The 19,209-nt window shown below is 56.2% G+C and carries 17 protein-coding genes and 1 CRISPR repeat array; of the genes, 8 read left to right on the top strand and 9 right to left on the bottom strand.

Features of this window, described 5'->3' with window-relative positions; all coding sequences use genetic code 11:
- Position 1 precedes the first annotated feature (1 nt).
- Both cas1 and cas2 read left to right on the top strand, forming a co-directional pair.
- Positions 2 to 925 carry a type II CRISPR-associated endonuclease Cas1 gene (cas1, locus tag G5S47_RS01800; RefSeq protein ID WP_103632374.1) on the top strand — a complete coding sequence of 308 codons (924 nt, stop codon included), beginning with the start codon at positions 2 to 4 and terminating at the stop codon, positions 923 to 925.
- Positions 918 to 1,238, top strand: coding sequence for a CRISPR-associated endonuclease Cas2 (gene cas2 / locus G5S47_RS01795; RefSeq protein ID WP_103632373.1), 321 nt, complete (start codon positions 918 to 920; stop codon positions 1,236 to 1,238). Before cas1 ends, cas2 begins: the two co-directional genes overlap by 8 nt.
- 49 nt (positions 1,239 to 1,287) lie before the next feature.
- Positions 1,288 to 2,925: a CRISPR direct-repeat array (repeat unit 36 nt; unit sequence AAAGAATATCAAGAGTTCTGGTAACTGATTCCCAGC).
- Positions 2,926 to 3,075: 150 nt separating this feature from the next.
- Here cas2 and G5S47_RS01790 read toward each other — a convergent pair.
- From G5S47_RS01790 to G5S47_RS01765, 6 genes are all read right to left on the bottom strand, one after another.
- Complete coding sequence (locus G5S47_RS01790; RefSeq protein WP_219585681.1) at positions 3,076 to 3,888, bottom strand: hypothetical protein; 813 nt, start codon at positions 3,886 to 3,888, stop codon at positions 3,076 to 3,078.
- A complete protein-coding gene (locus G5S47_RS01785) occupies positions 3,888 to 4,595 on the bottom strand; it encodes an ABC transporter ATP-binding protein (RefSeq protein WP_006680917.1) in 708 nt (235 codons plus the stop codon). Before G5S47_RS01785 ends, G5S47_RS01790 begins: the two co-directional genes overlap by 1 nt.
- A complete protein-coding gene (locus G5S47_RS01780; RefSeq protein WP_103632370.1) occupies positions 4,592 to 4,981 on the bottom strand; it encodes a GntR family transcriptional regulator in 390 nt (129 codons plus the stop codon). Before G5S47_RS01780 ends, G5S47_RS01785 begins: the two co-directional genes overlap by 4 nt.
- Positions 4,982 to 5,405: 424 nt before the next feature.
- The gene (locus G5S47_RS01775) at positions 5,406 to 7,772 is read right to left on the bottom strand and encodes a glycogen/starch/alpha-glucan phosphorylase (protein WP_219585680.1); all 2,367 of its coding nucleotides are present in this window, start codon (positions 7,770 to 7,772) and stop codon (positions 5,406 to 5,408) included.
- A gap of 258 nt (positions 7,773 to 8,030) precedes the next feature.
- Positions 8,031 to 8,666 carry a MarC family protein gene (locus G5S47_RS01770; RefSeq protein ID WP_219585679.1) on the bottom strand — a complete coding sequence of 212 codons (636 nt, stop codon included), beginning with the start codon at positions 8,664 to 8,666 and terminating at the stop codon, positions 8,031 to 8,033.
- Entirely contained in the window at positions 8,663 to 9,508 is an 846-nt protein-coding gene (locus G5S47_RS01765; protein WP_219585678.1) for a PHP domain-containing protein, read from the bottom strand. The genes G5S47_RS01770 and G5S47_RS01765 overlap by 4 nt, the downstream gene beginning before the upstream one ends.
- A 47-nt stretch (positions 9,509 to 9,555) precedes the next feature.
- On the opposite strand from G5S47_RS01765, the gene G5S47_RS01760 reads away from it, so the two are divergent.
- Positions 9,556 to 11,103: an aminopeptidase P family protein gene (locus tag G5S47_RS01760; RefSeq protein WP_373273795.1), complete on the top strand. Its 1,548-nt coding sequence runs from the start codon at positions 9,556 to 9,558 to the stop codon at positions 11,101 to 11,103.
- A gap of 193 nt (positions 11,104 to 11,296) precedes the next feature.
- The gene (locus G5S47_RS01755) at positions 11,297 to 13,105 is read left to right on the top strand and encodes a hypothetical protein (RefSeq protein ID WP_219585676.1); all 1,809 of its coding nucleotides are present in this window, start codon (positions 11,297 to 11,299) and stop codon (positions 13,103 to 13,105) included.
- Between the two features lie 86 nt (positions 13,106 to 13,191).
- Here G5S47_RS01755 and G5S47_RS01750 read toward each other — a convergent pair whose 3' ends face one another.
- Positions 13,192 to 13,971, bottom strand: a complete 780-nt coding sequence (locus tag G5S47_RS01750) for a YflT domain-containing protein (RefSeq protein ID WP_006680910.1) — start codon at positions 13,969 to 13,971, stop codon at positions 13,192 to 13,194.
- A gap of 95 nt (positions 13,972 to 14,066) precedes the next feature.
- Between G5S47_RS01750 and G5S47_RS01745 the strand changes: the two genes are divergently transcribed.
- The 4 genes from G5S47_RS01745 to G5S47_RS01730 all read left to right on the top strand — a co-directional run bounded on the left by G5S47_RS01745 (position 14,067) and on the right by G5S47_RS01730 (position 18,110).
- A complete protein-coding gene (locus G5S47_RS01745) occupies positions 14,067 to 15,356 on the top strand; it encodes a magnesium transporter MgtE N-terminal domain-containing protein (protein WP_040318376.1) in 1,290 nt (429 codons plus the stop codon).
- Positions 15,349 to 15,927 carry a DUF1003 domain-containing protein gene (locus tag G5S47_RS01740; RefSeq protein ID WP_103632366.1) on the top strand — a complete coding sequence of 193 codons (579 nt, stop codon included), beginning with the start codon at positions 15,349 to 15,351 and terminating at the stop codon, positions 15,925 to 15,927. The genes G5S47_RS01745 and G5S47_RS01740 overlap by 8 nt, the downstream gene beginning before the upstream one ends.
- 233 nt (positions 15,928 to 16,160) lie before the next feature.
- Positions 16,161 to 17,291, top strand: a complete 1,131-nt coding sequence (locus tag G5S47_RS01735; RefSeq protein WP_103632365.1) for an Mrp/NBP35 family ATP-binding protein — start codon at positions 16,161 to 16,163, stop codon at positions 17,289 to 17,291.
- A gap of 189 nt (positions 17,292 to 17,480) precedes the next feature.
- Positions 17,481 to 18,110, top strand: coding sequence for an O-methyltransferase (locus G5S47_RS01730; protein WP_103632364.1), 630 nt, complete (start codon positions 17,481 to 17,483; stop codon positions 18,108 to 18,110).
- 65 nt (positions 18,111 to 18,175) lie between these two features.
- On the opposite strand, the gene G5S47_RS01725 is transcribed toward G5S47_RS01730, so the two are convergent.
- Together G5S47_RS01725 and G5S47_RS01720 are read right to left on the bottom strand one after the other, a co-directional pair.
- The gene (locus G5S47_RS01725) at positions 18,176 to 18,340 is read right to left on the bottom strand and encodes a DUF3117 domain-containing protein (RefSeq protein ID WP_006680905.1); all 165 of its coding nucleotides are present in this window, start codon (positions 18,338 to 18,340) and stop codon (positions 18,176 to 18,178) included.
- A 99-nt stretch (positions 18,341 to 18,439) separates the two neighbouring features.
- Positions 18,440 to 19,168 carry an LOG family protein gene (locus G5S47_RS01720; RefSeq protein ID WP_103632363.1) on the bottom strand — a complete coding sequence of 243 codons (729 nt, stop codon included), beginning with the start codon at positions 19,166 to 19,168 and terminating at the stop codon, positions 18,440 to 18,442.
- Positions 19,169 to 19,209 lie beyond the last annotated feature (41 nt).

The following is a 19,209-nucleotide window of genomic DNA, read 5'->3' as shown; positions in this document are numbered from 1 at the left end:
GATGAGTAGCCAGTGGCGGATACTGGACTTCACCTCTTTTGAAGGGAAGATCCACTCGGACGACGGTGCCATTGTTGTCGTTAATTCTGATGGCGTGAGCCAACGAGTATCCGTTGCTGATGTTGCCGTTGTTCTGATCGGAATGAAGGTCTCGTTTTCTGCAGGTGTAATCCATCGATTAACGGACAAAGATATCGCTGTATTGTTCTGCGACTGGCGCGGAGTTCCAGAATCGGGAGCCTTTTCGTGGTCAGAGCACACTCGTGTTGGAGCACGCCACAAAGCACAGCTCGAGTTGAGTCTGCCTCGCAGGAAAAATGCTTGGGGACGTATTGTTCGCTCAAAGATTCAAGGGCAGGCAGCAGTTCTGCGAAATCTCAATAGGCCTGGAGCGCAAGAATTAGAACACATCGCTGGCCAAGTTCGTTCGGGTGACCCTAGCAATCTTGAAGGGCAAGCAGCGCGCATCTATTGGAGTAAGTTTTCAGACACTCTCGGAAAACGAACACCAGGAATCGGCGCATTATTTGGCCCCAATTCCTGCCTCGATTATGGATATGCGATCCTACGTGGCCATGGAATCCGAGCTGTTCTTGCCGCTGGTCTTGGACCTGCGAATGGGGTTTTCCATCGAGGGCGTTCAAATATGTTCAACCTTGTTGATGATCTGATTGAACCATTTCGACCATGTATTGATGAGATTGCGATGTTCCTTCCGGCAGATGCTACTCCTTCGGATCGAAGTGTGAAGAAACGCTTGGTTGCAGCTGCAATGCAGACGTTCAATGATGCCGGAAGTGTTCCACGTGTCTTATTAGATCTCGCCCAACAGTATGGGCGTTATGTCGAAGGAGATATTGAAAAACTCCCGGTTCCTTCGTGGCAGGGGCCATCAGCGTTGAATACGGATCTCAAGAATGCCTGATTCTCCGATGTGGTGTGTTGCGATGTTTGATTTGCCTGTTTTAACGGCTCCGCAGCGTCGTGAGGCAACACGTTTTCGAAAATTCTTGCTTGATCGCGGTTTTTTGATGGTTCAGTTCAGTGTGTACGTAAAGTATTGGCCGACTGGCGGAATCGATATGACGACGATCAAAGCGATTAAGGGATCCTTGCCAACGGGAGGGAAGGTTCGGGTGCTTGCCGTGACTGATCGCCAGTGGTCGTCTGCTTACTGTTTTGAGAACGCACGTGAGCAAGTAGCAGATGAGGCGCCAGAACAATTGATGATTTTCTGACGCCTCAAAGGCACTTTCCCGCGCTATTCTGCGGAAAACCACAGGCTCTAAAGAATATCAAGAGTTCTGGTAACTGATTCCCAGCGGTGGCCTTGTGGTGCGGTTGGGAGCCAAAAGAATATCAAGAGTTCTGGTAACTGATTCCCAGCTCGCGATGACGCCGGGCAAGTCGTCGGCAAAGAATATCAAGAGTTCTGGTAACTGATTCCCAGCTTCGCCATAGTGAGCGCATGAGCGCGTCAAAGAATATCAAGAGTTCTGGTAACTGATTCCCAGCTCAATTATCGACCCCGTTACCCGCGTCGTAAAGAATATCAAGAGTTCTGGTAACTGATTCCCAGCCAACCGGCGGAGCATGGTACGCCAACCGAAAGAATATCAAGAGTTCTGGTAACTGATTCCCAGCATGGAGATAGCCAAGATAGAAAGCTTATAAAGAATATCAAGAGTTCTGGTAACTGATTCCCAGCTGGACGCGGAACTCCCCACGCTTCGCGCAAAGAATATCAAGAGTTCTGGTAACTGATTCCCAGCGGTGCGAGGGGATTCCGAACATTCGGGCAAAGAATATCAAGAGTTCTGGTAACTGATTCCCAGCCCTGTTGCGGTGGCTTGTATGTGGTCTGAAAGAATATCAAGAGTTCTGGTAACTGATTCCCAGCGACGCGACGTACACCCTCTGGTCGGACAAAAGAATATCAAGAGTTCTGGTAACTGATTCCCAGCGTGTTCACACCGGCGCTTCGGCGGTTGGAAAGAATATCAAGAGTTCTGGTAACTGATTCCCAGCAAGTCCACCGCATAGGCGACCCGCTAGAAAAGAATATCAAGAGTTCTGGTAACTGATTCCCAGCTGTTGTGAGAGTTTGCTTTCGGGGACGGAAAGAATATCAAGAGTTCTGGTAACTGATTCCCAGCCGGCGATCCGGTCTAACCCGCGCACCATAAAGAATATCAAGAGTTCTGGTAACTGATTCCCAGCGGAAGTGATATAAGGACTCCACCGTTGAAAAGAATATCAAGAGTTCTGATAACTGATTCCCAGCTGAGAGAGGGATTCGAACCCTCGAAACGAAAGAATATCAAGAGTTCTGGTAACTGATTCCCAGCACACGCGCGATAGATCTCGTCTGCAAGGAAAGAATATCAAGAGTTCTGGTAACTGATTCCCAGCTTTCGTGCAAAAATGCGTTTACTACGGGAAAGAATATCAAGAGTTCTGGTAACTGATTCCCAGCTCGGAAGAGTTGGAAAGTGTTGCGATGGAAAAGAATATCAAGAGTTCTGGTAACTGATTCCCAGCCGGTTGAGCGCATCCACTCGGTGAACTCAAAGAATATCAAGAGTTCTGGTAACTGATTCCCAGCCTACCTCACCCCCGAAGCCACCGAGAAAAAAGAATATCAAGAGTTCTGGTAACTGATTCCCAGCCCCGCAACGCGTGGAACGGTCTCGACCAAAAGAATATCAAGAGTTCTGGTAACTGATTCCCAGCCGGACTTGGCCGCCATGTTCGGCGGGACAAAGAATATCAAGAGTTCTGGTAACTGATTCCCAGCTCACCTCTTACGAGATGATCGAGAACTTAAAGAATATCAAGAGTTCTGGTAACTGATTCCCAGCACATCTCTGAGAGCGCGTCCAAGGCGGAAAAGAATATCAAGAGTTCTGGTAACTGATTCCCCAAATAATAATTTCAGTTCAGAAAAACACCATCAGAGCTGGAAGCACACTTAAACGCAATACGCCTTGGGGGCAGGTCGCATTTGCGCCCTACCCCCAAGGTCTGTGCGGGACCTCGTCGATTATGACGAAGCCCGACAGTCGAAAACCGGAACTAACGCACCGACGTGTGGCACTCAATCGAACGCACACCCCACCATGCGACACCGATTGCCAGCAACACCGCCCCTACGGGCGCACCAATGCCGACAAACTGCGGATCCGTATCAGTCAACAGCGCGTTCACCAGGTCCGTGACCCAAAAGCCGAAACGTAACTCGCCCGTGTTGACATCCATCATCAGCGGGAAGAATGCCATCGCAACAAAGGTCACCACCTGATTCGCCAGATAGAGGATCACGAAACCCACTATCGCAGCTCCAAAGCCATGCTTCTGCCAACGCTCGCGAGCACTCAAGCTCATTCCAGCAGCAACCTCAAGAACAATCGTCACCAACTGCACCACAACAGCCACCACAGCGAACCAGACAATCCAGCTCGGAAGATCCCAAATAACAGCGGTGCGATGCCAGAACTCCTGCACGCTCAGCTCCGCCTTGTGAGCCTTCAGTAGAGCCAGCACACCCCAGTTCACCAGGGTTAGCACGATCGCCACTAACGCATACACCAAGGCAACCAGCACTTTCGACCAGAAAAGATCACGGCCACGAACCGGCAGCAAATGCGTAAAGTACGCCATCTGACCATGCATACTCTTCCAATACGCCTGAGCCAGAACAAGTAGAACAGCAACCGGCATCATCGGAGCCACAAGCAGAGCAAAGCTACTAGAAAAGCCTGAAAACACGGGGAAATCAACAGCGACTGCCACGAAGGCAACAAGGCACATGACCTGCAGGATGCCTAACGTTTGTGCAACCCACTTTGCGTTCTCACGCAGTTCATACCCAAACAACGTACCAAACATCAGCGGTACTCCTTCTTAAAAATACCCTCCAGCGACATGCCATGGTCGGCTCGCAGATCGTCCACATTCGCGTGAACAAGCACCGTACCCGCTCGCATCATGATGACGTCATCCAGAATCTGCTCCACGTCAGCAATCAAATGAGTGGAAATCACCATCGCCGAATCTGGGTTAAAATCGCGCAGAATCCCCTGCATGATCGTGTCACGCACCGCTGGATCCACACCCGACAGAGGCTCGTCCAACAGGTACAGCTCAGCACTGCGTGCCATCAGCAGAGCAATCTGTAGTTTCTCCCCCATGCCCTTCGACATGGACTTCAGCTGCTGATCCGCTTGCAATCCGAAGTAGTCGATTCCTTCACGCGCCTTCTCAGCCGAGAAATCCGAATAGAAACGCGAGTACACGTCAATCGCTTTATTCGCATCCCACATCGGATCCAAGAAATCCGAAGCGGGAAGGAATGCGACATGTGCCTTCGTGGTGGCTCCTGGCTTCTCACCTTCGATCAGGACAGTCCCGTCCCAATCGGAAAGAACGCCCGCCATGATCTTCAGTAGCGTCGTTTTACCACAACCGTTTTCGCCGACCAAGCCGGTGATTGTGCCCGGCTTGAGCTCAAAATTCACACCTTGCAGGGCAGTCGCGCCACCCGCATAGGTTTTCGTCAGGTTTTCCACCTGAACAACTGCATGTGTTGATGTCATTGCGCATCACCTTCGCGTGCTGTGCGTTCGATGTCGGTCCACTGTTCAGCAAGCAACTCCTGCGCCCGATCGAGACTCAGCCCGAGTTGCGTGACAGTAGTGATGTGATCGCGAGTTGCATCGAGGGCGAGCTCTGCCCTGGTCACATCGATCACGTGTTGGTCCGCGGTGACGAAACGCCCCTGCGCACGTTCAGCTTCGGTCAGTCCCTGACGATCTAATTCGCCGAGGGCACGCTGGATCGTGTTCGGGTTAACTCCCGCTTGTAGTGCGAGTTCGCGGACACTAGGAATCTTCGAGGACGGTGGCCAGGTTCCGGACACGATATTGATCCGAAACGTTTCAACTAGCTGGACCCAAATTGGTCGAGAATCGTCGATACTCACACCCCCTCCTTCCTGTATCACTGCATTAATACAGTAATACTATGACAGTCCGCGAGACGCTGTGTCAAGCGCTTAATACAGACGCGGAGGGTGGGTGCTCTACTCATTCGGTATACGAGGCAACGAAATCAGGCTCTCAGCAGGATAACAGCGCCTCACACGACCAAACCCGACCGCAGGAGCCACATACGCGACCGACAACGTCATACGAGGCAACGAAACCGGGAACCACTGCAAACAGCGTGAAAATATCGCTTCACACGGTCAAACCTGCCCCCAAACACCCCACGCAGAGGCACACACCCCAGCAGGCATCCCGCCCCCAACCTGACCGCACACAGAAAACTGCGGGGGCAAGCCCTCTCGGACCTGCCCCCGCAACCAAAGCCAGCGAGAAGCTAGCAGAAACTAGCGCGTCACCAGATCAGTCGATCGGCGTTGCGTCGAGCTTCCAGACCTCGTTCGCATAGTCGGTGATCGTACGGTCAGACGAGAAGCGACCGGACTGAGCGATGTTGACCCACACCTTGCGCGCCCAAGCGCGCGCATCGCGGTAGTCGGTGGCCATGCGATCCTTCGCGTCTCGGTAGGCCGCGAAGTCGCCGAGGACGTAGTAGACGTCAGCGGGCTCGTAGCCGGCTTCGAGAAGCGACCAGCGCAGATCGTGGAACCAACCGGAACCGCGGTCATCCAAGGTACCGTCGGTCAGAGCGTCGAGGACTCGCTTGAGGCCGGGGACGTTCTCGTAGTGCCAGCGCGGATCGTAGTTCTGACGTAGCTCGGGAAGTTCGTCTTCGGTGGCGCCGAAGATGTAGGCGTTCTCATCACCGACGGCGTCAAGAATCTCAACGTTTGCACCATCGAGAGTGCCGAGGGTCAGGGCGCCGTTCATCATGAACTTCATGTTCGACGTGCCCGACGCTTCCTTACCCGCAGTGGAGATCTGCTCGGAGATGTCGGCTGCCGGGATAATGTGCTCAGCAGGAGACACATTGTAGTTATGGATGAAGACGACCTTGATGCGACCGTTGATGTCTTCGTCGTTGTTGACCAGGTCAGCGATCGTGTTGATCAGCTTGATAACACCCTTTGCGCGGATGTAGCCGGGGGCTGCTTTTGCGCCGAAGACAAAGACGCGCTTCGGGACGTCCAGCGTCGGATCATCCTTGATGCGGAAGTACAGGTCAAGGATGTACAGAGCATTCAACAGCTGGCGCTTGTATTCGTGCAGGCGCTTGATCTGAACATCGAAGATGGCGTCGGGATCAATGTCAACGCCTTCACGTTCCTTGACCCACGCCGCGAAGTCAACCTTGTTGGCGTGTTTGATCGAGGTGAGTTCGTCCAGAACATCCTCGGAAGCGGAGTCAACGTAGCGAGACAGGACGGAGAGGTCCGTGACCCATTCGTCAGAGCCGGTGACGCGATCGAGAAGAGATGCGAGGCGAGGGTTGCACTGCTTCAGCCAACGACGCGGAGTGACACCGTTCGTCTTGTTGTTGAAGCGCTCGGGCCAGATGTCGTGCCATTCCTTGAGGGTTTCGCGCTTGATGATCTCGGTGTGCAGGGCCGCAACACCGTTGATCGAGTAGGCGGCGTAGCAGGCGATCCATGCCATGCGGACCGTGTTGCCGGAAACCGGTGCCATGTAGTCGATGGTCGACTGTTCCAGACCACGTTCTGCCATCTCGATGCGGAAGCGACGGTCGATTTCGCGGACGATTTCGGCGATGCGCGGGAACAGACGGTCGAAGATCGTCATTTCCCAGGTTTCGAGGGCTTCGGCCAGAACCGTATGGTTCGTGTACGCGAAGGTCTTGGCGACGAGTGCCCAGGCGTCTTCCCAGCCGAGACCGTGCTCATCCATGAGCAAGCGCATGAGTTCCGGAATAGCCAGAACCGGGTGGGTGTCGTTCAACTGGATCGCATTGTACTTCGCGAAGTCGGTCAAATCCTTGCCGTGATGTTCGACGTAGTTGTCGACGATGGCCTGCAGGGATGCGGAGCAGAAGAAGTACTGCTGGCGAACGCGCAGGACCTTGCCTTCAAACGTGGTGTCGTTTGGGTAGAGGACGCGCGAGATGTCGTTGGTGCGTTCACGGTCGACGATAGCGTCGGTGAAGCGCTGCGAGTTGAAGGCGTCGTAGTCGAATTCCTCGACAGGCTCTGCACGCCAGAGGCGCAGAGTGTTGACATTCTTTGTGCCGTAGCCGGTGATCGGCATGTCGTAGGGTACTGCGCGGACGGTCAGGTCAGCGTAGGAAACGATGCGCTGGGCTTCTTCACGACGGATAACGAAGGGGTAGCCCTCTTCCATCCAGGGGTCCGGATGTTCGGTCTGGAATCCGTTGTCGAACAACTGCTTGAACAGGCCGTAGCGGTAGAGGATGCCGTAGCCGGCGACCGGCAGATCGAGCGTGGCGCAGGAATCGAGGAAGCAGGCCGCCAGACGGCCGAGGCCACCGTTACCGAGGGCCGCGTCCGGTTCTTCTTCGAGAACAACAGAGAGATCGTCGCCGTGTTCGGCGAGTGCGGCGCGCGCTTCGTCAACAAGGCCCAGGTTGGACAGGTTGTTCAGCAGAGCGCGCCCCATGAGGAACTCTGCGGAGAAGTAATGCTCTTGACGACCCTTGGCGTAGGTTTCGGTCGTTGTATCCCACGAGTCGGCAATCTGATCAACGACTGCGGCTGACAGGCCCTGCCAGAGCTCCATCTTCGTGGCTTTTGCGATCGGACGGCCAGAGACCGCGCGGACCTGCGTTGCCAGCGTCTGGCTGAGGTTCTGAGTCATAGGTACTCCCAGTGTTCAATGTTGTCGTGGCTCGTTTGCTGCTTTGGCAAAGACACCCTGGCTACGAGATTACCGACTATTTCTGGGCAATTTCGCCAAAAGTGGTCGTTTGAAAGGTGAGCCACAGTGGGAGTTTTCGCCCCACGGGGACTAGTGTAGCGCGTTTTACGGAAACGTTTCCGTTACCGGCGGGAATCAACCGAGTTTCACCCGAACAGATCCCAAAGGAACACACCCCTTATTCGAGGAAAAAGACCCTTAAACTGTCGCTTCAGCAATGAAATCGAAGATGCCACCCATGACCAGCTGAGTCGCGATAGCGGCCAAGAGAAGGCCCATGATCTTCGTCAGGAGCATGATGCCACCGGTGCCAAGCAAACGCGACAGGATCAGCGAGAAGTACATGGCGAACCACATAATCAGGTGAGCGACAACGACCGCCGACACGACGGCGATCCATCCCGCAAGAGAAGCGTGAGCCTGCGCGACGGACACCATGACGGCAACAATCGCGCCGGGGCCTGCCAGAAGTGGCGTGCCCAGCGGAACCAGGGCGACGTTGACGTTCGGGTCGCCAGTATCGGGCTCATCGCTGTCTTTGCCCATCAGCAGTTCCATTGCGACAAGGAACAGCAAGACACCGCCGGAAAGCTTCAGTGCCTCCATCGAAATTTGTAGGAGACGAAGAACCTGCTGGCCAAGAACGGCGAACGCCAAGATGATGCAGAAGGAAATAATCGTTGCCTGGCTGGCGGCTTTCTTTTGCGCCTGTGGCTTCAGGCGACCGGTTAAACCGAGGAAGATGGGGATCGCGCCGAAGGGATCGAGGATGACGATCAGGGTCGTAAACGTCGTCGCAAAAAGTGTGACATCAAAAAACGACGATGCGTTCACGGGCGAATTACCTCCATTGTTCCTGCGTCTTCAACCTGAGAAATTACTTCAGGATCCGTTAGATTCTCACCCAATTGGTTCGGTTTTCCCAAACCGTGGTAGTCAGATGAGCCGAAGATCGCAAGCCCCAGATCGTCGGCCAACCGTTGGACGGCCTCGCGGTCTTCAGCCTGATGGTCGCGGTGATCGCGTTCGATTCCGAAGAGCCCGGCATCCTTCATGTCGTAGATGACTTCGTCGGAGAACAAACGCTGGCGCGCACGCGCTTTCGGGTGCGCCAGAACAGGCACTCCCCCAGCCTTCAAAACAAGCTCTGTCGCTTCGACAGGATCCGGTGCCCAGTGGTGAACGAAGTAAGGACCGGACGGATGCAGGATCTTTTCAAAAGCCTGCGACCTGTTTTCAAAAACGCCGACTGCGACCAGAGCGTCGGCGATGTGAGGGCGACCGATTGGCCCACCATCGGGCGCAAATTCGAGGACCGTATCCCACGTAATCGGGTAGTCTTCCGCAAGGTTTTCAACCATCCGCTGGGCGCGAGTTTTGCGAGAATTTCGGGCTTTCTCGAAGCAATCAAGCAGTCCGGTGTTCGTGGGGTCCGGCAGATATGCCAGCAGGTGCACCGTAATTCCCGAGGCCGCGCATGACATTTCAACGCCTCGGATTAACGCGACGTGCGATTCTTTGACGCTCGCCTCACCTTCATCCCACCCGGCAAACGTGTCATGGTCGGTCAATCCGATCATGTCAAGACCAGCATCGCGAGCCTTGAAAAGCAGTTCAGTTGGCGTATCGGTGCCATCTGAATACGCGGTGTGAGTGTGGGAATCAATTCGGAGCATAAAACTGAGAGTATCGACCTTCGCCCGAAAGTGCCATCATGGAGACTATGAACGACACGACGAATACTCAGTCAGCGCAAGAAAACAAGGCGGAAGAAGCGCCCGCATCGATGGCTCAGCGAGGGGAAGGACGAAGCCGTCGCCCCTCGTCGGACGCATTCCGCGCGTTCATGGGCTCCGGTTGGGGGCCTCGTATCCAGACGGAAATGAAGCGCAGTGGAGCAGCCGACTATCTGCCCGAGCGCGCCGAAGCAGCCGGCGAGCCTTTCAAGGGCGAGCGCTTGGTAATCCCCGCGGGCACATACAAGGTACGCAGTAACGACTGCGATTACCGCTTCCGCGCATACTCCGCTTTCGCACACCTTTCGGGCCTCGGTGGCGAGCGCGAACCTGATTCTGTCCTCGTTCTTGAACCGCGCGAAGACGGCCCACACGAGCCGGTTCTGTACTTCCGCCCGCGCGCTTCACGTTCTTCCCAGGAGTTCTACTCCGACGCAACCTACGGCGAGTTCTGGGTGGGCGCCCGCCCCTCTTTGGAAGAGGTTAGCGCCGAGACCGGACTCCGCTGCGAGCACATCGATACGCTCCGCGACGCTCTGTCGAAGGACGCTGGGCTGATCAACTTGTGCATCGTGCGCGGTGTGGACGCGAACGTTGAAGCAATGGTGAACGAGGTTCGTACTCAGGCTGGATTGAAGGCCGGAGACGACGCCCGCGAAGCAGACGAGAAGCTTGAAGAGCGCCTGTCGGAAATCCGCTTGCGCAAGGACCCCTTCGAAATCGCTGAACTTCAGCGCGCGGTCGATGTCACCTATCAGGGCTTCACCGATATCTTGAAGGCTCTCCCCCGCGCCGTCGGTCACCACCGTGGCGAGCGCGTCATCGAGGGTGCTTTTGGCGCGGTTGCTCGCGAAGAGGGCAACGGCCTTGGCTACGACACGATCGCAGCATCGGGCAATCACGCGAACACCCTGCACTGGATCGACAACGATGGTCCGGTGAACGAGGGCGATCTGGTTCTGGTTGACGCTGGTGTTGAGGTCGATTCCCTTTACACCGCCGACATCACCCGCACACTGCCGGTCAACGGAAAGTTCACCGAGGTCCAGGCACGTGTCTACCAGGCTGTTTTGGATGCGTGCGAGGCTGCGCTTGCGCGAGCAAACGAACCTGGCACCCGCTTCAAGGACGTTCATGACGCGGCAATGCAGGTCATTGCCACTCGCCTGCGCGAGTGGGGTCTACTTCCGGTCACCGTTGAAGAATCCCTGTCCGCCGAAGGTCAGCAACATCGTCGTTGGATGCCTCACGGCACCAGCCATCACCTGGGTCTGGACGTTCACGACTGCGCTCAGGCGCGTCGCGAGATGTACCAGGAGGCACTGCTCGAACCGGGCATGGCTTTCACCATTGAACCCGGCCTATACTTCCGTGCCGATGACGAACTGATTCCGGAAGAATTCCGTGGCATCGGCGTGCGCATCGAAGATGATGTGATCGTGAACGAAGACGGTTCGGTCACGCGAATCTCCGAGAATATCCCGCGCACTATTGAAGACGTCGAGGCATGGATCGCGGCGGCGCAGCAAAGCTGAGCATCATCAGTTTCGACTGACCGTTTTCAACTCCCGCTGGTGGGGAGCAGGCAGCGCCTGCTCCCCACCAGCCTTTTCATATCAGCGTCATATCAACTCGTTCTTCCAGCGCGAACGGGGAAAATATTTTAGTGCAACACAATCCTTATGCTAATTTAGGTGCGCCTTACCTATTACATAAAAGGAGAACCTAATGACGCATTCGTCTCGAGGAGTGCAAAAACGACGCATTTCTCTTCGCACGATTGTTACGACGTTGTGTGTTTCCATCCTCTGCAGCGTGGCAGGAATCAGTTCCGCCATTGCTGACACTGGCCAGCACAATTTCGAGTGGATCAAGACCCACGGCAAAAAGACCGTAGTCAAGTTGGACGACGGCAACGTTGATGTCTACGTTGCGACGCTTTCTGTTGACCCGTTGAACAAGGCGAAGGAAGTCATTCTGTACGGGGAGCTACAGATGCCACTGACCGTCCAAGATCTTGGTCTTGAAGATGTTGACAACAAGACGTACCTGCGTTCGGACAGCAACAAGGTCAAGTACAACGAGTACGTGACCATCCCTCTGCTCGTGTCTCCGGAAGACACTAAGCCCGGTAAGTACGACAAAACGATCTTCCAGCTTGATCAGTCAATCCAGGTCAAAGGCGACAAGGTGAAGCTTGTCTTGAAAGATAAGAGCTTCGACATCCCGCTGCCCGCAAAAACCGCTGAAGTCGACACCAGCTACCTTGAAGGAGCAATTGCAGAGCACTGGAACGAATACCAGGCAGCACTGAACGACGGCATCAAGCTCGACCCTACAACGGCTGATGCATATCTGCGCATCAACGACGAAGCACGCGCTTTCGTAGAGAACGCCAAGAAGGCGGAGAACCCGCCGTCGATCGAAGAGATCGAAGCAATGCGTACAAAGCTCAACGAAACGTACGCCGAACTTCTCCCACTCCCCTACGAGCGCGACGGGCTGAAATCCTTAATCACTGAAGCACAGAAAAAGATTGACCAAAACGGAGCCAACGCCACTCGCTACACCAAGGATTCCTTCGACGCACTGAACTCTGCTCTGGCAAAGGCAGAACAGCTTGTCAGCTTGAAAGATCTGACCACCATTAAGGTTCCTGCCGACGGTTCACCGCTTGTCACGCACCGCGCATTCGACGAGAGCGAAAAGGCATTGCGAGCCGCGATCGATGGTCTTCAAACCGAACCGTTCACCCAAGTGAATCTTGATGCTTTGAAGGCTCTCTACGACCAGGCAGTGGCGAAGACTCCGAAGGACGGATACACGTTCAGCAAGGACGGGATCGAGGCCCTTCACGCAGCTATCGAAGCAACCGCAGCTGAAATTTTCACGGCTCCGCAGTACATGGACGAGCAGAAGGTGCAACAGTTGACTGATGCCCTGCAATCCGCACTCAAAGGACTGAATGAGGTCAAACTCGACCCGAAGCGCGCCTTTAAAGTCAAGGTCATGTACGCACACCCCACTGACGGTGGTGTCTCGCCTCTTCTCAAGGAATACTTCACCGATGAAGCACAGAACCCGATCACGGAAATACTTCCCGTGGTTGACGGTCAGTACATGAATATTCCACTGTCCGATCCGCTGGTGAAGGACTTCCCCGGCTACCTGCCAACGAATTTCCTCTACGGCTCTGACGACGGTTCCCTGCAGCTCGCAAAGGTCCTGCGCGATTCTTCTGGGAAGCAACGCGTCGTGTTCACTGCAACTGCAGCAAACCTTCAAACCGGCACAACCCTTGTTGTCTTCTACGAAAAGGGCGAGAAGCCAGCCACGGGCACCACCGTGACAGAACCATCTGGAGTAGCTAACGCTCAGCAGGCAAACGCTACGTCCGCTCAAGCATCCAAGAGCGGAAAGCTCGCACGTACCGGCGCAGACACGTACACCGCCTTGGTGACAACCCTTGCAACCTTCCTTGCAGGAGCATCACTGATGGGAGTGAACTCATTCGCTTCGCGTAAACAGCGCAACTGAGTCATTACTTGACTGATCGATAGTGCAACTAACCGGATCAGACGCACTGGTGGGGAGCAGGCATTGCCTGCTCCCCACCTTGCTGTTCAGTCGTCTGCCCGATGGCGTCCATACACTGGCTTGGAATCGTCTGCGTCGTTGGAATCAGCCTTTTCATCTGCGGGCTGGCCAGGGTGGGCTCCACCGCGAGTAGGCTCCGATCCTTCGGAAGAAAGAGAGTCTGAGGAAGCAGGATCGGCCTCGTTCCCCGAAGCGGAAGATGCGGAAGACGCAGAGGCATGACTCAAGCGGACACCGAAACGAGGCTTTTCGTCCGGGCGCGACCCGTATTCGGTCGGGCCGGTGGATTCTGGGCGGACTCGACGCAGCTTCGGACGCATCTGATTACCCGGCGTCTTCTGCAACATCTGGAACGCGCGATCGATATCCGCTGACGCAAGTAGCGCGTATCGCGACGCCACAGTCTGTGACTGTGACGTGAAATCCCTACGCCCACTCGTCATCGCATACAGCAGACCCGACATGATGATGCCCGCGAGCGCGCCACCCAGAATGCCAATGCCAACCCACACGAACGCCGATCCGTTCGGTGCCGCGAAGGACAGCATCAAGCCCATGAAGGCACCCCACAAGGCGCCACTAGAGGCGCCTGACAGGGCCGCGCGTCCCATCGTCATCCGACCGGTCACGCGCTCAACAAGGTGCAAGTCGGTGCCGACGATCGTAATCGACTTGACGTCGAATTCCTGGTCGGACAGGTAGTCGACCGCTCCCTGAGCTTCCGCGTAGGTCTGGTATGAGGCCACCTCGGTCCCTGTCGGCATTACCGGCATGCCAAAGTTCAGGTCATTCGAGCGTTGCGCCATGGGTTTTATTCCTCACAAACTGAACAGTTTTCACTACGTGCTAGCCACTATCATTCCACCCGAGGGCATAGGCTGTCCCTGTGAACAGCGCACCTATGGAACTCAGAACAGCCGGGCGACGCGTATACATTGGCAAGCTCGCAGGTACTTCCGTCTTTGACCCCATCGGGGATCAGGTTGGAAAGATCCACGATGTCGTCGTGATTTTCCGCTATGGATCAGCCGCGAACGTCATCGGATTCGTCGTCGAGGTCGGTCCGCGTAAGCGTGTTTTCCTGCCAATGACACGCGTGACGTCCATTGAGTCCGGGTCGATTATTACGACGGGCCTGCTCAATATGCGTTCATTCACACTGCGTCCCATGGAGACACTGGTGCTTGGTCAGCTGTTCGACCGAGTTGTTGCCTTGAACGATGGTTCGGGCGATGTGAAGATCCTTGACGTTGCGATGGAGCGACGTCGCCCGAAGGATTGGGTGATTTCGAAGCTTCACGTGCAGCGCCAGCGCACGACGGCACTGGGGTTCATTCGTTCCGGCGAGACGCTGAACGTCTCGGTTTCTGAGGTGACCGGCCTGCGTAGTCGCGACGTGGAACAGTCTGCGGCGACTCTTATTCAGCAGACCGAGGATATGCGCGCTGCCGACCTAGCGGACTTCCTGCATGATCTGCCTGCCGAACGCCAGATGGCTGTTGCGAAGGAACTGCCTGACGCGCGTCTAGCCGACGTCCTCGAAGAGCTCGGCGACGACGACCGAGTTGCCATTCTGTCCGGCCTTGAAGCAGCCCGAGCAGCAGACGTTCTGGATGTCATGCAGCCTGACGACGCCGCAGACCTCGTTTCCGAGCTTCCCGAAGCCCAAGCTCAGCACCTGCTGAACCTGATGGAGCCAGAGGAAGCTAAGGACGTTCGCCGACTGCTCACCTACGCCGAGTCGACGGCCGGTTCGCTGATGACGACCGAGCCGATTGTGTTGGGCCCGGATGCAACTGTGGCGCAGATGCTTGCTTCTGTGCGCCGTGAAGATATTCCCACGTCCCTTGCGACCGTCGCGTTCATTACTCGCCCGCCGGAAGAGACTCCGACCGGCCCGTACTTGGGTATGGTCCACATTCAGCGTGCCCTGCGCGAGCCTCCGCAGACTCTGCTGGGCACGATCCTCGACTCTGATATTGAGGCTGTTTCCCCGCAGGCTCACGTCGCAACTGTCACGCGACTGTTGGCAACGTACAATCTGACAATCCTTCCCGTCGTGGATGAAGACGCGCACCTTCTGGGCGCGGTCTCCGTTGACGACGTGTTGGACGAACTGTTGCCAGAAGACTGGCGTGATTACGATGACGAGGTCACTGACCGCATGATGGCAAGGAGCATTGATGGCTGAACGTCTAGATACTCCCCGCGAAGCTGGATTCCGTTTCTTCAAGCGTCGCAAGTCATCGGGTGATAGTTTCGGCAAGTTCGCCGAAGCGACCGCCCGTTTCATGGGCTCGCCGAAGTTCATCTTGTACATGACGATCTTCGTGGTCGCGTGGATCACGGCGAATATCGTGCTGTACCAGGTGTCGCAGAAGTATGCGTGGGATCCCTATCCGTTTATCCTGCTCAACCTTGCTTTCTCAACCCAGGCGTCGTATTCCGCTCCTCTGATTCTTCTTGCGCAGAACCGTCAGGATGACCGCGACCGTGTCCAGGCCCAGCAGGATCGTCAGCGCGCCGAGCGCAATCTGGCTGACACCGAGTATCTGACCCGCGAAATTGCGAGCCTGCGCCTGTCTGCCCAGGAAGTTGCTACCCGTGACTTCGTGCGTTCCGAGTTGCGTGATCTGGTCGAATCCTTGCGTGAGGAGATTCGCGAAGAATTGCACGCCGAACTGCTTGCCTCCCAGAAATCCGCTTCGGGCGACGATGAGTCCGCCGAAGAATCCACCTCGTTCGATTCCGCGCAGGTTTGAGGGGACGAGGCCGCCCGCTGGGGTAAGCGTGGCCCTGTACATTGGGCGAAAGTGGCCTTGTACGTTGGGCGGAATTCGAATAACCCACCGCCCGCGTTACTCATATCCGCACGCCACGAGCTTCTGACTTTGGGGGGCGGGAAAATGGCGGTTACCCACGCTTTGACACTCACTTTCGTGCACCGGCTGGTTTAGGAAACGACCCCGCGCGCACGCCAACGTAGGATAAGAGCATGTCTGTCTCAATCGATCAGGTGATGGCCGCGCTCGAAACGGTCATCGATCCCGAAATTCACCGTCCCATCGTCGATCTCAACATGACCAGCGCCGAGCAGGTCACCATTGACGGCTCCACCGTCACCGTCGAGGTTCTTCTGACCACCGCCGGTTGCCCGCTACGCACCACGATCAACGCTGACGTCATCAAAGCTGTTGGCGCCATTGAGGGCGTTGAGAACGTCAAGGTTGATATGGGTGTCATGTCCGACGAACAGAAGAAGGCTCTGCGCGAGAAGCTGAACGGTGGTCGCCCCGAGCGCGAAATCCCGTTTGCTCAGCCCAATTCGCTGACCCGTGTTATCGCTGTTACTTCCGGTAAGGGTGGCGTCGGCAAGTCCTCCGTGACCGCGAACCTTGCTGCCGCGATGACGCAGGCAGGCCTGAAGGTCGGCGTCATGGATGCCGATATCTACGGCTTCTCGATTCCGCGTATGTTGGGCGTCGACCACGACCCGCAGGTCATCGACGGCATGATTATTCCGCCCGTCGGCGCTTCCGGTATCAAGGTCATGTCCATCGGCATGTTCGTGCCCGACGGTCAGCCCGTCATCTGGCGCGGTCCCATGTTGCACCGCGCACTCCAACAGTTCTTGGCTGACGTCTTCTGGGGGGATCTCGATGTCTTGCTCATTGACATGCCTCCGGGCACCGGCGACGTTGCCATCTCAATCGCGCAGCTACTGCCGAATTCCGAGGTCCTGGTCGTCACGACCCCGCAGGTTGCTGCCGCCGAGGTCGCAGAACGCGCAGGTTCCATCGCATCGCAGACCCAGCAAAAGGTCATCGGTGTTGTCGAAAACATGTCCTACCTGCCTCAGCCCGACGGCTCTCAGTTGGAGCTCTTCGGTGCCGGTGGTGGCGCATCGGTTTCCGCTCGCCTGACGGCTCAGCTCGGTTACGAGGTTCCGCTGTTGGCGCAGGTCCCACTGGACATCGCGTTGCGCGAAGGCGGAGATGCCGGACGCCCCGTTTCCCTTGATGATGGTCCGGCTGCGAGTGAACTCGTCGCGCTGGCAACAGCACTGGGCAAAACGGAACGAGGCCTAGCGGGTCGCCCGCTTGGGGTCTCCCCCATCAAGAACTGAACGATTGCCCTGCGTGGGCAATCACTTCGACATCGTTACTCAACGTCGATTCCTTGGGCATCCAACGCCCGGCGGATCCTTTAATAAGTAACTTTGTCCCCACTAGGCGCCCTCACGCTTTGCGTGAGGGCGTTAGGCTATGCCTAGACATCACTTTCAACTGATTCTTTTATATGGAAGGGCCCTTCGATGGCAGATAAGGCTCAATCCTGGGTGTACGCCGAGGATTACATCGCCGAAAACGAGATTCTTCTTGAAGCCCGCGACGCAGCAAACGAACTCGGCGCCAACCCCGTTTCGCCCGGCACCGGCGTGGCCCTGCGTATGCTCGCAGCCCTGACCGGCGCACGCGCGGTTCTTGAGGTCGGAACCGGCGCTGGCGTGTCCAGCCTGTGGCTCCTCGACGGGATGAGCCCCAACGGTGTCCTCACCACCATCGACTCCGAAGTCGAGTTCCACAAGCAGGCCCGAGCCATGTTCAACCGCACCGGAATCGGCTCCGAACGTATCCGCACCATTTCTGGTCGTGCGCTCGACGTTCTGCCCCGCATGACCGACGGAGGCTACGACCTGGTTGTTCTGGATGCGGATATCTCCCAAACCCCCGAATACTTGGATCACGCCGTGCGCATCCTGCGCCCCGGTGGCACCGTCGCGCTCGTGCACGCCATGTGGAACGACCAAGTGTGCGATCCGGCTCGTCGCGACGCTGAAACCGTCATGTGTCGCGAACTGATCCGCTTCCTGCGCGAATCCCCAGACTTCGTGCCCTGTCTGTTGCCCGTCGGCGATGGACTGGCGGTTGCGGTGAAGCGCTGAGCGACAAACAAAACGGGCGTGACTAGCATTTATGCTAGTCACGCCCGCGCTGTATAAGAATCTGCTCAAACCGCCTGAGCGAGCGCTTCCGCGAGAGCCGAAGCTTCGTCCGGGGTCAGTTCGATGACGAGACGGCCACCACCTTCGCTGGGGATTCGCATGATGATTCCGCGTCCCTCTTTGGTGGCTTCCAACGGTCCGTCGCCGGTCCTTGGCTTCATGGCTGCCATGTGCCGCTCCTTGCTCCTACTGTCCGCGAACGCGGTCGCGTTACGGTAACGTCCCTATTTTACCTGTAATCACCACAAGTTCGCGAGGAAAAAGACTCATCATCCTCCGCAGGCGATACGAACTGCTTCGGCAGGATCGTCAACAATCTTCACAAGATCAATATCTTCGGGGGAAATGGTTCCCTCTCCAATCATCTTTTCGCGGATCCAGGCGATCAGCCCTGACCAGTATTCGGTACCGACCAGGACAATCGGGAAGGAACCAACCTTGCGAGTTTGGACTAGGGTCATTGCTTCGAATAATTCGTCCATGGTGCCAAAACCGCCAGGCATGACGATGAAGCCCTGCGAATACTTCACAAACATCGTCTTACGTGCAAAGAAGTAGCGGAAGTTAATACCCACTGTGATCCACGGATTGAGCGCCTGCTCGTGTGGCAGTTCAATGCCAAGACCAATAGACGTTCCACCGGCATCCCACGCGCCTTTATTCGCTGCCTCCATCGCACCCGGACCCCCACCGGTGATGACACCTATTCCGCGCTCGGCAAGCATACGCCCGATTTCGTAGGCGGCCGTCCAGTGAGGGTCGTTCCCCGGAGTGCGAGCCGAACCGAAGACCGAGATAGCGGGCCCAACTTCAGAGAGGGCACCGAAGCCTTCAACGAACTCCGCTTGGATCCGCAATACCCTCCAGGGGTCTGCGTGAAGCCAATCCGAGGTCTCCTGCGCCTGCAAGAGCCTCGCGTCCGATGTTTCTTTCGGGATTGCTTTACCGCGCAGGACAACCGGGCCACGCTGGTATGAGTGACGTACAGCTTCGCTCATATTTTCTCCTTGAAATAGTGGCGGTAGGCGACCGCGTCCTT

Source organism: Schaalia turicensis, from assembly GCF_019380255.1.
GTDB classification, from domain to species: Bacteria; Actinomycetota; Actinomycetes; order Actinomycetales; family Actinomycetaceae; genus Pauljensenia; species Pauljensenia turicensis_A.
Note: the sequence above shows the minus strand (reverse complement) of the source record. Positions and strands in the feature narration are given on the sequence as shown.

What these genes read in the sequence shown, in the direction of transcription:
- G5S47_RS01785 (WP_006680917.1), bottom strand. Translation starts at nt 4,595, where the DNA reads ATGACATCAACACATGCAGTTGTTCAGGTGGAAAACCTGACGAAAACC.
- cas2 (WP_103632373.1), top strand. Translation starts at nt 918, where the DNA reads ATGCCTGATTCTCCGATGTGGTGTGTTGCGATGTTTGATTTGCCTGTT.
- G5S47_RS01725 (WP_006680905.1), bottom strand. Translation starts at nt 18,340, where the DNA reads ATGGCAGCCATGAAGCCAAGGACCGGCGACGGACCGTTGGAAGCCACC.
- G5S47_RS01745 (WP_040318376.1), top strand. Translation starts at nt 14,067, where the DNA reads ATGGAACTCAGAACAGCCGGGCGACGCGTATACATTGGCAAGCTCGCA.
- G5S47_RS01790 (WP_219585681.1), bottom strand. Translation starts at nt 3,888, where the DNA reads ATGTTTGGTACGTTGTTTGGGTATGAACTGCGTGAGAACGCAAAGTGG.
- G5S47_RS01740 (WP_103632366.1), top strand. Translation starts at nt 15,349, where the DNA reads ATGGCTGAACGTCTAGATACTCCCCGCGAAGCTGGATTCCGTTTCTTC.
- G5S47_RS01720 (WP_103632363.1), bottom strand. Translation starts at nt 19,168, where the DNA reads ATGAGCGAAGCTGTACGTCACTCATACCAGCGTGGCCCGGTTGTCCTG.
- G5S47_RS01750 (WP_006680910.1), bottom strand. Translation starts at nt 13,971, where the DNA reads ATGGCGCAACGCTCGAATGACCTGAACTTTGGCATGCCGGTAATGCCG.
- G5S47_RS01765 (WP_219585678.1), bottom strand. Translation starts at nt 9,508, where the DNA reads ATGCTCCGAATTGATTCCCACACTCACACCGCGTATTCAGATGGCACC.
- G5S47_RS01735 (WP_103632365.1), top strand. Translation starts at nt 16,161, where the DNA reads ATGTCTGTCTCAATCGATCAGGTGATGGCCGCGCTCGAAACGGTCATC.
- cas1 (WP_103632374.1), top strand. Translation starts at nt 2, where the DNA reads ATGAGTAGCCAGTGGCGGATACTGGACTTCACCTCTTTTGAAGGGAAG.
- G5S47_RS01760 (WP_373273795.1), top strand. Translation starts at nt 9,556, where the DNA reads ATGAACGACACGACGAATACTCAGTCAGCGCAAGAAAACAAGGCGGAA.
- G5S47_RS01730 (WP_103632364.1), top strand. Translation starts at nt 17,481, where the DNA reads ATGGCAGATAAGGCTCAATCCTGGGTGTACGCCGAGGATTACATCGCC.
- G5S47_RS01755 (WP_219585676.1), top strand. Translation starts at nt 11,297, where the DNA reads ATGACGCATTCGTCTCGAGGAGTGCAAAAACGACGCATTTCTCTTCGC.
- G5S47_RS01775 (WP_219585680.1), bottom strand. Translation starts at nt 7,772, where the DNA reads ATGACTCAGAACCTCAGCCAGACGCTGGCAACGCAGGTCCGCGCGGTC.